General features: G+C 71.4%; 11 protein-coding genes. 3 read left to right on the top strand and 8 right to left on the bottom strand.

The genetic code is table 11. The features are described from left to right. Positions 1-17: 17 nt before the first annotated feature. The 8 genes from ACZOOI_RS19885 to ACZOOI_RS19850 all read right to left on the bottom strand — a co-directional run bounded on the left by ACZOOI_RS19885 (position 18) and on the right by ACZOOI_RS19850 (position 7,266). Positions 18-1,118, bottom strand: coding sequence for a PP2C family protein-serine/threonine phosphatase (locus ACZOOI_RS19885; RefSeq protein ID WP_465277122.1), 1,101 nt, complete (start codon positions 1,116-1,118; stop codon positions 18-20). A 64-nt stretch (positions 1,119-1,182) separates the two neighbouring features. Continuing rightward, complete coding sequence (locus ACZOOI_RS19880; protein WP_465277121.1) at positions 1,183-2,010, bottom strand: Fpg/Nei family DNA glycosylase; 828 nt, start codon at positions 2,008-2,010, stop codon at positions 1,183-1,185. A gap of 134 nt (positions 2,011-2,144) precedes the next feature. After that, a complete protein-coding gene (locus tag ACZOOI_RS19875) occupies positions 2,145-2,612 on the bottom strand; it encodes a ribose-5-phosphate isomerase (RefSeq protein ID WP_465277120.1) in 468 nt (155 codons plus the stop codon). 37 nt (positions 2,613-2,649) lie between these two features. Next, a complete protein-coding gene (locus ACZOOI_RS19870) occupies positions 2,650-3,420 on the bottom strand; it encodes a hypothetical protein (protein WP_465277119.1) in 771 nt (256 codons plus the stop codon). Positions 3,421-3,518: 98 nt separating this feature from the next. Beyond that, complete coding sequence (locus ACZOOI_RS19865; protein ID WP_465277118.1) at positions 3,519-4,115, bottom strand: biotin transporter BioY; 597 nt, start codon at positions 4,113-4,115, stop codon at positions 3,519-3,521. Positions 4,116-4,274: 159 nt separating this feature from the next. Further along, entirely contained in the window at positions 4,275-5,672 is a 1,398-nt protein-coding gene (locus ACZOOI_RS19860; protein ID WP_465277117.1) for an aldehyde dehydrogenase family protein, read from the bottom strand. Positions 5,673-5,856: 184 nt separating this feature from the next. Then, the gene (locus tag ACZOOI_RS19855) at positions 5,857-6,552 is read right to left on the bottom strand and encodes a hypothetical protein (protein WP_465277116.1); all 696 of its coding nucleotides are present in this window, start codon (positions 6,550-6,552) and stop codon (positions 5,857-5,859) included. Between the two features lie 84 nt (positions 6,553-6,636). Beyond that, on the bottom strand, positions 6,637-7,266 hold the full coding sequence (locus ACZOOI_RS19850) for a mycothiol-dependent nitroreductase Rv2466c family protein (protein ID WP_465277115.1): 630 nt from the start codon (positions 7,264-7,266) through the stop codon (positions 6,637-6,639). 313 nt (positions 7,267-7,579) lie between these two features. On the opposite strand from ACZOOI_RS19850, the gene pepN (ACZOOI_RS19845) reads away from it, so the two are divergent. From pepN (ACZOOI_RS19845) to ACZOOI_RS19835, 3 genes are all read left to right on the top strand, one after another. Next, on the top strand, positions 7,580-10,123 hold the full coding sequence (pepN, locus tag ACZOOI_RS19845; protein ID WP_465277114.1) for an aminopeptidase N: 2,544 nt from the start codon (positions 7,580-7,582) through the stop codon (positions 10,121-10,123). Between the two features lie 91 nt (positions 10,124-10,214). After that, a complete protein-coding gene (pepN, locus tag ACZOOI_RS19840) occupies positions 10,215-12,761 on the top strand; it encodes an aminopeptidase N (RefSeq protein WP_465277113.1) in 2,547 nt (848 codons plus the stop codon). A 222-nt stretch (positions 12,762-12,983) separates the two neighbouring features. Continuing rightward, positions 12,984-13,211 carry a hypothetical protein gene (locus tag ACZOOI_RS19835; protein ID WP_465281339.1) on the top strand — a complete coding sequence of 76 codons (228 nt, stop codon included), beginning with the start codon at positions 12,984-12,986 and terminating at the stop codon, positions 13,209-13,211. Positions 13,212-13,217: the final 6 nt, after the last annotated feature.

Below are 13,217 nucleotides of genomic sequence, written 5' to 3'. Positions count from 1 at the left end.
GGCCGGGCCCGGACCGCTCAGCGCCGGCGCAGCAGCACCACCGCGCGGTCGTCCCCCACATTGCGGCCGGCCGCCGCCACGATCCGGCGCGCCGCGTCGTGGAAGTCGTCCCGGACCATGCGCTCGGCCTCGCCGAGGAAGCGGTCGATGCCGGTGGCGATGTCCTCGCCGGGCATCTCCACCATGCCGTCGGTGAACAGCAGGAGCGCGTCGCCGGGGCCCAACCGACCCTTGACGCCCTCGAAACCGGCGTCCTCGATCACCCCCAGGAGCGGGCCGACCGCCTCCAGCACCTGCCAGCGTCCGGAGCCGGCGATCCAGTGCACGCCCGGCGGGTGGCCCGCCGAGATCAACTCGTACTCGCCCGACTCCAGATCGAGCACCACGTGCACCGCCGTCGCGAAGCCCTCCGCCCACTCCTGGCGCAGCAGGTAGTCGTTCGCCGCGGGCAGGAAGTCGCGCGGCGGCAACGACCCGAGCAGCCCGCCGAACGCGCCGGAGAGCATCAGCGCGCGCGAGCCCGCGGCCAGCCCCTTGCCGGAGACGTCGACGAGCACCACCTCCAGCACCCGCCCGCCGCCGGCGCCCCGGGAGGCGACCAGGAAGTCGCCGGAGAACGACTGCCCACCGGCGGGTCGCAGCACCACCTCGGTGTGCCACTGCGGCGGCAGCACCGGCATCTCGCCCTGCGCCCGCAACCGGTCGCGCAGGTCGAACAACATCGACTCGCCGCGGGTCCACTGCACTCCCAGCCGGGTCCGCATCCGGGCCATCAGCAACACGATGCCGGCGATCGCCCCGACCACCAGGATGGTGCCGCCGGTGACCTCGTCCGTGTCGTGCACCTGATGCTGGGCGACCAGGACACCGGCGGTAGCCGCGTACAGGAGCAGCAGGCTGGGCATCCGCAGCACCAGCCCGCCGATCAGGATGGGCACCGCCGTCATCGTCGCCGGAAACCACGACGCGTCCACGTCCGACAGCAGGCCGCAGGCGGTGACCGAGGCCAGCAGTCCGGCCAGGGCGAACCCGTCCGAGGGCAACACCCGGTGCCGCAGCCAGGACACGACACGCCGACCGGAACGCGCCAGTGCCGCGCGCCTCCCGGTCCTGCCCACCCGGTTTCCCCTGCTCGTCGGCGCGGCCACTCGGTGACCCTACCGAACGGTCGTCAACCGGAGGTTACGCCGACGGCTGACACGTGGGACACCAGAACAGATTCCGGCCGACCAACTCGACGGTCTTGATGTGCGTTTCACATATCAAGCAGGGCATGTCGGTGCGCCGGTAGACGTAGACCTCGCCGCCGTGGTCGTCCTTGCGCGGCTCGCGGCCCATCGCCTCGGGGGTGTGCTCGGGCCGCACGGTGTCGATCCGACCCAGCCGCACGCCCTCGCGCATGAGCAGCACCAGGTCGGCCCACATCGCATCCCAGGTGGCCCGCGCGAGCCGGTTGCCGGGCAATGTCGGGTCGACCCCGAACCGGAACAGCACCTCGGCGCGGTACACGTTGCCCACGCCGGCGAGCACGTCCTGTTCCATCAGCAGGGCGCCGATCGGCTTCGCGCTGCGCTGGATCCGGCGCCATGCCGCCGCCGGGTCGGCGTCCGCCCGCAGCGGGTCGGGGCCCAGCCGGGCGTGCACCGCGTCCTTCTCGGCCAGGTCCAGGAGTCGGCACGCGGTCGGCCCGCGCAGATCCGCCCAGGCCGCCCCGCCGGGCACCTTCGCGGCCAGTCGCAGTCGGACCTGGCCGACCGGGTCGGGCAGTGCCTCGCCCTCGCCGAAGGAGAACTGCCCGTACAGACCCAGGTGCACGTGGATGAAGCGCTCGCCGGAGAACTCCAGGAACAGGTGTTTCCCGTGTGCGTCGGTGGCGACCAGCCGCTCGCCGTCGAGCAGTGCCGCGCTCTCCGCGAAGCGTCCCTGCGGGCTGGTCAACCGCAGCGGCAGGCCGGCGAACCGCTCCCGGTGGGCGGTGGCGAGACGGTGAATGGTGTGGCCCTCTGGCACGCGGCCTCCAACGCAGCGACGACGGTCGGGTGGGATGTGGGGGTGGTGTGACACCTCAACGCTACCGACCCGCACCGACATGCCGACGCCCCCGACCGGACGGACCGATCGGGGGCGGGCGGGTACGGCGTGGACTACGGCAGGGTCGGCAGTTCGCCGGTGTTCTCGTACTTGGTGAGCATGTTGATCCGGCGGGTGTGCCTCTCGGCCTCGCTGTACGGGGTGTTCACGAAGACCTCCAGGAACTTCGTGGCGTCCTCGAGCGAATGCATGCGCGCACCCATGGAGATCACGTTCGCGTTGTTGTGCTCGCGGGCCAGCGACGCGGTCTCCTGGCTCCACACCAGGGCGCAGCGCACACCCTTGACCTTGTTCGCCGCGATCGCCTCGCCGTTGCCGGAGCCGCCGAGCACGACGCCGAGGCTGCCCGGGTCGGCGGCCACCCGCTCGCCGGCCCGCAGGCAGTACACGGGGTAGTCGTAGGAGTCGGCCTGTACCGCCGGGCCGCAGTCGACGGCCTCGTGGCCGTTGGCGTCGAGCCACGTGATGAGGTGCTGCTTGAGGTCGTAGCCGGCATGGTCGGAGCCGAGGTAAACGCGCATGGGCCGCAGTCTCTCAGGCGCGGTCCCGAACGTCCCATCAGGGCCGGTATCCACCGGGTGGCGTGTCCGGCGCACCGGTCGGCCGCGGCGGCGCGGAGGGCGGCGGGCCGGCCGGTCGGATGGCGGTGGGGGCGTCGTGCGGCGACTGCGGCGGGAGGCCGTAGCCGAGGTTGCCCGGGGCGCCGGGCCGGCCGTAGCCGGTGGGTTGGCCGTAGCCGGCGGGTTGGCCGTAGATGTTCGACGGCGGGTAGCCGATCGGGCCGGCCGCTCCGCGCGACCCCGCGTATCCGGCCGCCGCGGCCAGGCCCACCAGCCATCCGGTGAGCAGACCGAAGTAGGCCCCCGCCTGCATCGCGGTCATCGCGCTGTGGAAGCCCGAGCCCTCGTGCCGGCGCCCGGCCTGGTCATAGGAGATCGCGAAAACGGTCAGCGCGTGCAGGGCGCCGCCGAGCACCAGCGCGAACCAGCCGACGACGAACGCCACGAACCCGCCGGCGCGCTCGTTCAGGCCGCGCGCGCTCGCCGCGAGCACGGCGGCGACCACCACGAACAGCACCGCGATGCCGACATAGCCCGAGGTGACGTCCCTCGTGGTGAAGCTGAAGCGGAACTCGTCGCCGAGGTCGCCCTTGTCCGCGATCCACAGCGGATGGGTGAGGATCCGCAGCAGCTCCATGTGCCACTCGTCGCGGTCGCTGCTCGCGCCCCACGCCTCCTTGAACACCCACTGGTTGCCCAGTCCGGCCACGATCAGGAACGCGACGACGGTTCCGCTGACGGCGATGCGCTTGGTTGCCCCCGGTCTCATGGGACGAGCCTAGGCGCCCTCGGGGGCCGCTCGCCAAAGAAATCGGACCCCGCTTCCCCCTTGTGCGGGGAAACGGGGTCCGAGCGGTGACGGGAGCGTCAGCCGCGCCGGCCGACCAGCTTCCAGGCGGCGGGCAGCAGGGCCATCGCCAGGGCGATCTTGACCGCGTCGCCGAAGAGGTAGTTCCGCATGCCGATCTCGTACGCCGTGGACATCGAGATGCCCAGGTCGTGCGCGAGGTAGGTGAGGCCGGCCGCGTAGATCACCGCGTTGCCCAGCACCATCGTGCCGGCGGTGCGCAGCGGGCTGCGGTCGGTGCCGCGCTGGGCCAGGAAGCCGGCCACCGTCGCCGCGAGCACCATGCCGAGCACGTAGCCCAGGGTCGGGAACCCGGTGCCGGAGGTGCCCTCCGCGAACCACGGCATGCCCGCCGCGCCCAGGCCCAGGTAGAGCACCATGGCGGCGAGTCCGCGCCACGCGCCGAGCGCGCTGCCGGCGAGCAGCACGGCGAAGGTCTGGCCGGTCACCGGGACCGGCGAGCCGGGCACCGGGACGGAGATCTGGGCGGCGAGGCCGACGAACGCGGATGCGCCGACGACCAGCGCGGCGTCGCGCACGGCGGCGCCCTTGAACACCTGGGCCGGGACCAGGTCGGCCAGGACGGGGCGGCGCGCGTCGAGAAGGGCAGTACTCACAGCGGACTCCACACTCTTGGGTTGCGGGACCCGATGAACTTAACCAATCGGACATCGAACGATCACGGGGGTGTCCGACAAGGTACCGATCCGTACTTTGTCGAACACCACCGAAAGCGTCGATCCCGGGTCACCGTCGGCGCGAGCAGGCGCAGTGCGTCACAGTTGCAGCGCCTTGACCTCCAGGTACTCCTCCAGGCCGAATCGGCCCAGCTCACGCCCATTGCCGGACTGCTTGTAACCGCCGAACGGGGCAAGCGGGTTGAACGCGCCGCCGTTGATCTCCACCTGGCCGGTACGCAGCTTGCGCGCGAACGCCACCGCCGCCTCCTGACTTGGTCCCCACACCGCGCCGGACAGGCCGTACGGGGTGTCGTTGGCGATCCGCTCGGCCTCCTCCTCGGTGTCGTAGGGCAGGATCGACAACACCGGGCCAAAGATCTCCTCGCGCGCGATCGTCATGTCGCCGGTCACGTCGGAGAAGACCGTGGGCCGCACGTGGTAGCCGGTCTGCACGCCCTCGGGCAGGTCCGCGCCGCCGGTCACCAGGGTGGCGCCCTCCTCGATGCCCTTGGCGATGTAGCCGCGCACCCGCTCGAACTGGGTCGCGTTCACCAGCGGACCGAGCTTGCCGGTCATCGCCGTCGCGGCCTCCTCGGCCAGCTCGACCGCACGCGGCAGGTCGTCGCGGTGCACCAGCATCCGGGTCAGCGCACTGCACGTCTGCCCGCTGTTGCGATACGCGCCGCCGATGCCCGCGCGCACCGCCTTCTCCAGGTCGGCGCCGGGCAGGATCACATTGGCGGACTTGCCGCCGAGTTCGAGCGCGACCCGCTTGACCGTCGCGGACGCGAGCTCGGCCACGCGGGTGCCGGCCCGGGTCGAGCCGGTGAACGAGACCATGTCCACGTCCGGATGCGCGGCGATCGCCTCGCCGACCACCGGGCCGGTGCCGGAGACCAGGTTGACCACGCCCGCCGGGAAGCCCGCGTCGTGCAGGATCTCGAAGAACAGGTGCGCGGCCTGCGGCGCGACCTCGCTGGCCTTGAGCACCACGGTGCAGCCGGCGACCAGGGCCGGGCCGAGCTTGTTGGTGATCTGGTGCAGCGGGAAGTTCCACGGGGTGATCGCCCCGACCACGCCGACCGGTTCGCGCACCACGAGCGAGGAGCCGATGGTCTCCTCCCACTCGAACTCGGCGGCGAGCTTGACGAAGCTGCCCAGCACCACCAGCGGCAGACCCAGGTGCACCCGCTCGACCAGGGCCGCCGGGGCGCCCATGTCCTCGATGATCACCGCGGTCATCTCGGCCGAACGCTCGGCGAGCAGGTCCCGCGCCTTCGCGAGCAGCGCGGCCCGCTCGGCCGGCGCGGTCGCGGCCCACCCGGGGAAGGCGCGCTTGGCGGCGGCAACGGCCCGGTCCACGTCGGCGGGCGTGCACTGCGGCACGGTCGCCACGACCTGCTCGGTGTTGGGGTCGACGACGTCGATGGTCTCGGTCGACGAGGGCGCCGTCCACGCACCGTCGATGTAGATCGTGTCGTAAGCCTTGGTCATGCCGCCGAACTCCTCGCCGCTTGCCACTGGGACATGGCGCCGCGGCCGGGAACGTTCACCGGTGCTCGGCCACGGCACCCGCCGAGGGTACGTCGACACGTGTGCGATCCCCAGGGCCGGCCCGCCCCGATTTTGCCCACCGACACCGCAACCGCGCAGGTCGCGGGGGCCGCCACCGGGTGCCTCAGGTATCGAAGCCGTGCGGCCCGTTCGAGGTCCACACCAGTTCGCCGCTCCGGCCGGTGACCGGGAATTCCCGGGCCAGGCCGACCTCGTGCAGGCGCGCGAGCGGCGTGAAGGACACCCCGTACTCGCCCTGGCCCTTGTCGAAGCCCCAGTCCTTGTACACCTCGACCCGATACACCAGCCGCACGTCGGGCAACACCGGCGAGCCGGGGAGCGGCGTGCCGCCGGGCAGCACCTCGATCCGACCGGTGATCCGGTACTGCAGGCCGCGCATGGCCAGCCACCAGTCGGTGTCGTCCGCGCGCCGGATCTGCACCCCGTGCCAGTGCGTGGTGGTCTCGAAGACGCTCTCGATGCCGCCGCTGTCGTGCCAGCGGATCGCCGCGAGCGCCCACCACTCCTCGAAGTGGGTGAGCGCCGCGCGGCGGAACGGCTTGGCCCGCAGCGGCTGGGCCGGGTCGATCACGAGCGGCGCGCCACGCCCGGTCAGGTAGTGCCGCAGCGACGCGGCTCCCGTGCGCAACCCCACGCACCGCCACAGCGGCACGACCGCGCGCAGCCCGAAGGCGAGCGCGCGGTCGCGCAACCGCGGCATGCGGGAGCCGTAGGGGGCGTTGCCGTTGGGCGTGCGTGGATCCGGCCGCCCGGTACGGGAGGTGTGGATCACGCTGCTCTGGCGTTCCGGAGCCGTCATTTATCCAGATTAATTAGCTTTGTTTTACTTTGTTGTCGATTCGGAGTCGGACCCGATGGGTTTCATCCGGTCAGTCGAAACCGATCAGTCGAAGATCGGCCCCTGGTCCCGGGTGCGCTTTATCTCGAAGAAGCCCGGCGTGCCCGCGACCAGCACCACGCCGTCCCAGAGCTTGCCCGCGTCCTCGCCCTTGGGCGCCGGCGTCACCACCGGACCGAAGAACGACACACCGTTGACGCTGATCACCGGGGTGCCGACGTCCATGCCCACCCGGTCCATGCCGTCGTGGTGCGACTTGATCAGCGCCTCGTCGTACTCGGTCGAGTCGGCGGCGTCCGCGAGGTCGGTGGGCAGTCCGGCCTCGGTCAGCGCTGCCTCGATCATCTCGCGGGAGAACTCCTCGCCGCCCGGGTGCCGACGGTTGCCCAGCGCGGTGTAGAGCGGCAGCAACACCTCGTTGCCGAACCGCTGCTCGGCGGCGATGCACACCCGCACCGGGCCCCAGCCGCGCTCCAGCATCTCCTTGTATGCCTCCGGGATGTCGTCCCGCCCGCTGTTGAGCACGGACAGGCTCATCACATGCCACTGCACGTCCACCGGGCGGATCTTCTCCACCTCCAGCATCCAGCGCGACGTCATCCACGCCCACGGACACAGCGGGTCGAACCAGAAGTGCGCTGTGTCGCGGGCGGGTCCGTTGTCCTTGGTGGTCACTGCGGAGTTCCTCTCGATCCTGATGCCTTGTTCACGATGCCCTGCACCCGGCCGCGCGATGCCCTGCGCCCGGCCGCACTGCATCCGGGTCGCGCCGTCGGACGGCGGTCCGGCCGTCGATGCTGTGCAACCGCCGACCGCACCTCGCCATTCCTGCGGATCGCGTCGATCCTGCCGTCCCGGGCCGGTGCCGGCACCGACGGCCTGCGCTCGACCGGGAATCCGGCCGGGGATCCCGCCGACAACCGGGCCGACACGGCCGCCCCCGCCGTGAAAGGATCGCCCGGACCGCAGCCAACCAGGGAGTGATCCAGTGCCCGGCAGGAATCTGACCCGCGAGGAGGCCCGCACGCGGGCCCGGATCCTGAGCGTCGAGGACTACGACGTCAGGCTCGATGTCACCACCGACAGCACGGAGACGTTCCGCTCCGAGACGGTGCTCCGTTTCGGCTGCCGCGAGGCGGGCGCGGCCACCTTCGTGGACCTGCTCGCCCCGGACGTACACGAGGTCGTGCTCAACGGCCGCACGCTCGATCCCGCGCAGGTCTTCGACGGCACCCGCGTACTGCTCGACGACCTGGTCGAGGGAGCCAACGAACTGCGCGTGCTCGCGTCGTGCGCCTACAGCCGCACCGGCGAGGGCCTGCACCGCTTCGTCGACCCGGTCGACGATCGGGTCTACCTCTACACCCAGTACGAGCCCGCCGACTCGCGCCGGGTCTTCGCGAACTTCGAACAGCCCGACCTCAAGGCCTCGTTCCGGTTCTCGGTGACCGCGCCGGCCGACTGGCACGTGGTGTCGAACTCGACCACGCCGGAGCCGGTGCCGGTCCGCGAAGGGGTCGCGCGCTGGGACTTCGCGCCCACGCCGCGCATCTCCACCTACCTGACGGCGGTCGTGGCCGGTCCCTACCACGCGGTCTTCGACACCTACACCGGCCCGGACGGCCTGGTCGTCCCGCTCGGCGGGTTCTGCCGCGCGTCGCTGGCCGAGGCGTTCGACCACGAGGAGATCTTCGAGGTCACCCGGCAGGGCCTGGACCTGTTCCACGACCGGTTCGACTTCCCCTATCCGTTCGGGAAGTACGACCAGCTCTTCGTGCCCGAGTACAACCTCGGCGCGATGGAGAACCCGGGTGCGGTCACCTTCACCGAGGACTTCGTCTTCCGCTCCAAGGTCACCGACTCGGCGTACGAGAACCGCGCCAACGTGATCCTGCACGAGATGGCGCACATGTGGTTCGGCGACCTGGTCACCCCGCGCTGGTGGGACGACCTGTGGCTGAAGGAGTCCTTCGCGGACTTCATGGGCTCCTACTCGCAGGGCGCGGCGACCCGCTGGACCGACGCCTGGACCAGCTTCGCCGCCCGCCGCAAGGACTGGGCGTACCGCCAGGACCAGTTGCCCACCACCCACCCGATCGTGGCGGTGATCAACGACCTGGAGGACGCCAAGCTCAACTTCGACGGGATCACCTACGCCAAGGGCGCCTCGGTGCTCAAGCAACTGGTCGCCTACGTGGGTGAGGACGAGTTCTTCGCGGGTGCCAGGTCGTACTTCAGGAAGCACGCGTGGGGCAACACCACCCTCGCCGACTTCCTCTCCGCCCTGGAGGAGGCCTCCGGCCGCGACCTCAAGTCCTGGTCGGCGGACTGGCTGGAGACCTCCGGCGTGAACACGCTGCGACCGGCGATCGAGACCGACGCGGCCGGCGTGATCACCTCGTTCGCGGTGCTCCAGGAGGCCCCGCCCGCGTTCCCGACGCTGCGTCCGCACCGGATCGCGATCGGCCTGTACGACGGCGCCGAGCGGGTCGCCCGGGTCGAGGTGGACGTGGTCGGCGCCCGCACCGAGGTGCCCGAGCTGGTCGGCCGGGTGCGCACGCCGCTGATCCTGCTCAACGACGACGACCTCACCTACGCGAAGGTGCGCTTCGACCCGCGGTCCTGGCAGGCGGTGCTCGACTCGCTCGGCGAGCTGGACTCCTCGCTCGCCCGCGCGCTGTGCTGGGGCGCGGCGTGGGACATGACCCGGGACGGCGAACTGCCCGCGCGCGAGTACCTGGCCCTGGTGCTGCGGCACGCGGGTCGGGAGAGCGACGTGGGCGTGGTGCAAAAGCTCCAGGTACAGGTCAAGACCGGCCTGGACCGCTACACCGACCCGGCCTTCCGGTCCGAGGGCCTGCGACTGCTCGCGGCCGGCTCGCTGGCCGAGCTGCGGGCCGCGGCCCCGGGCGGCGACCACCAGCTGGCCTGGGCCCGCTGCCTGGCCTCGGCCTCCGCCACGGCCGAGGAACTCGCCTTCCTGCGCGACCTGTTGACCGGTGCCCAGGAGGTCGCCGGGCTGACCGTGGACACCGAGCTGCGCTGGGCGATGTTGCGCGCGCTGTGCACGGGCGGAGCCGCCGACGAGCCCGACATCACCGCCGAGCTGGAGCGCGACGGCACCGCGGCGGGTCGTCGGCACGCGATCGAGTGCCGCGCCGCGCGCCCCACGCCCGAGGCCAAGGCCGAGGCATGGCGCCTGGTGGTGGAGACCGACGAACTGCCCAACGCGATGCTCAACGCGGTCATCGCGGGCTTCTCCACACCCGGTCAGGAGGACCTGACCGACCCGTACACCGACCGCTACTTCGCCGCACTCGCACCGGTGTGGCGGGACCGCTCGATCGAGATCGCCCGCCGGATCGTGGTCGGCCTGTACCCGTCCGGTCGGATCGACGCGGACACGCTGCGTCGCACCGACGACTGGCTGGCCGCGACCGAGCCGGTGCCGGCGCTGCGCCGGCTGGTCCTGGAATGCCGCGACGACGTGGCCCGCGCGCTCCAGGCCCGCGCACGCGACCAGCGGAACTGACCCACCCTCCCGGACCCCGCCGCCATCGCGGGCGGGGTCCAAACCGTCGGCCGCCCTTCCCCGGCGGCGCCCATCCCACAAGGAGCGCAGCGTGCCCGGAACCAACCTGACGCGTGACGAAGCCCGCGAGCGGGCCCGGATCCTGTCCGTCGACTCGTACGACATCACCCTCGACCTGACCGGCACCGGTGCGACGTTCCCGTCCACGACCGTGCTGAAGTTCGGTTGTACCGAACCGGGCGCGACCACGTTCGTCGATCTGATCGCCCCCGAGGTGCACGAGATCACCCTCAACGGCAAGGCGCTCGACGTCGCCTCGGTGTACGCGGACAGCCGGATCGCGCTGACCGACCTCGCCGAGCACAACGAGCTGCGGGTGGTCGCGTCCTGCGCGTACATGAACACCGGCGAGGGCCTGCACCGCTTCGTCGACCCCGTCGACGGCAAGACCTACCTCTACACCCAGTTCGAGGTGGCCGACGCACGCCGGGTCTTCGCCAACTTCGAACAGCCGGACCTCAAGGCCACGTTCGCCTTCACAGTCAGTGCGCCCAGCGAGTGGCACGTGGTCTCCTGCTCGCCCACCCCCGAGCCCTCGGCCGGCGCCGACGGCACCTCGGTGTGGGCGTTCGAGCCGACGCCCAGGATCTCCACCTACATCACCGCGCTGGTGGCCGGCCACTACCACGCGGTGCAGGACAGCTACACCGCCGCGGACGGCACGGTCGTCCCGCTCGGTGTGTACTGCCGGTCCTCGCTCGCGCCGTTCCTGGACGCGGACAACATCCTCGACGTCACCAAGCAGGGCTTCGACTACTTCCTGAAGCAGTTCGACTTCGCGTACCCGTTCGCCAAGTACGACCAGCTCTTCGTGCCGGAGTACAACGCGGGCGCGATGGAGAACGCGGGCTGCGTGACGATCCTGGAGGACTACGTCTTCCGCTCGAAGGTCACCGACACGTCGTACGAGACGCGTGCGGAGACCATCCTGCACGAGCTCGCGCACATGTGGTTCGGCGACCTGGTCACCATGCAGTGGTGGGACGACCTGTGGCTGAACGAGTCGTTCGCCACCTACGCGTCGGTGCGCTGCCAGGCCGAGGTGACCCGCTGGTCGCACGCGTGGGCCACGTTCGGCAACCGGATGAAGACCTGGGCCTACCGGCAGGACCAACTGCCCTCCACGCACCCGATCTTCGCCGACATCCGGGACCTGGAGGACGTCGAGGTCAACTTCGACGGCATCACCTACGCCAAGGGCGCCTCGGTGCTCAAGCAATTGGTCGCCTACGTGGGCAGCGAGAACTTCTTCGCGGGCGTGCGGGCGTACTTCAAGAAGCACGCGTGGGGCAACAGCCGGCTGGCCGACCTGCTCGGCGCACTGGAGGAGACCTCCGGCCGGGACCTGAAGGCGTGGTCGCGCGAGTGGCTGGAGACCGCGGGCGTGAACACGCTGCGGCCCGCGATCGAGACCTCCTCGGACGGGGTGATCGCCTCCTTCGCGGTGCTCCAGGAGGCCCCCGAGGCGTGGCCGACGCTGCGCTCGCACCGGATCGCGATCGGCTTCTACAACCGCACCGACGCGGGCCTGGTCCGCACCCACCGGCTGGAGCTGGACATCACCGGCGCGCGGACCGAGGTCGCGGACCTGGTCGGGCTTGCCCGGCCGGACGTGGTGCTGCTCAACGACGACGACCTGACCTACACCAAGATCCGACTCGACCAGGACTCGCTCGCCTTCGTCACCGACGGGATCGGCGAGTTCGTCGACCCGCTGCCGCGGGCGCTGTGCTGGGCCGCGGCGTGGGACATGACGCGCGATGCGGAGATGGCGGCGAGCGACTACCTCAAGCTCGTGCTGGCCGGCGCGGGCGGCGAGAAGGACATCAACATCGTCCAGTCGCTGCAGCGGCAGGTCACCAGCGCGCTGGAGCTGTACAGCGACCCGGCGCACCGCGAGCGTTCGCTGGCCGAACTGGCCGTGGCGGCCGAGCGCTTCCTGCGCGCGGCCGAGCCGGGCAGCGACCACCAGCTGGCCTGGGTGCGCTGCCTGGCCTCGGTGGCGGCCCGGCCGGACCACCTGGCGATCCTGCGCGGTCTGCTCGACGGCTCGGAGCAGATCGAGGGCCTGGCCGTGGACGCGGACCTGCGCTGGGCGCTGCTGCTCCGGTTGTCCGCGACCGGGGTGGCCGGCGACGCCGACGTGGAAGCCGAACTGGAGCGCGACTCCACCGCGGCCGGCCGTCGGCACGCGGCGGCGGCTCGTGCGGCGCGGCCGACGGCCGCGGCCAAGGACGAGGCGTGGGCGTCGGTGGTGGAGTCCGACGCGCTGCCCAACGCGATCCAGGCGGCGGTGATCGGCGGCTTCGTCCAGCCGGCCCAGCGCGACCTGCTCGCGGCCTACACCGAGCGCTACTTCGCCGCGATCGCGGACGTCTGGGCGACCCGCACCAACGAGATCGCCCAGCAGATCGTGATCGGCCTGTACCCGACCCTCCAGGTCACCCAGGACACCCTGGACCGCACCGACGCGTGGCTCGCGAGCGCCGAGCACCCGGCGGGCCTGCGGCGCCTGGTGGTCGAGAGCCGGGACGGGGTGGCCCGAGCGCTTCGGGCCCAGGCGCGAGACGCGCGGTAGCGCGCGGGGTCGGCCGGCCCGCGGCCCGGCCGGCCCCGAACGCCGGACGGGCCGATCGGCCTCGGACACCGGCCGGGCCGTCGATCGGCCCGGCCGGTGATTCGAGCCACCGGCCGGTGTTCGAGGCCGCCGGTGGTGCCGAGGCCCCGGCCGGGAGACGGTTCGCACGGAAGGGTCAACCCGGTGCGTGGGTTCGTCCACCGGCCCGGTAGCGTGGGTTTCGTGGTGAACAGGAATGCACTTCGCGCCGGGGCCGTGTCGGCCGTTGTCACGCTCATGTCGCTGATCTCGGCGCCGGCCTTCGCGAACATCCGCGACGACGGCGACGACCCGGCTCCGAGCATCGGTATCGGCCAGACCCTCGGGATCTTCGTCGGCCTCCCGATCCTGGCCTTCGTGATCATCGCGGGTCTCGTGATGCTTCCGGACATCATCAAGAAGAAGCACTGACTTTCC

This window comes from Embleya sp. L77 (assembly GCF_055557415.1).
The sequence above is the reverse complement of the archived record's forward strand: the minus strand, read 5'-3'. Positions and strand labels throughout refer to the sequence as shown.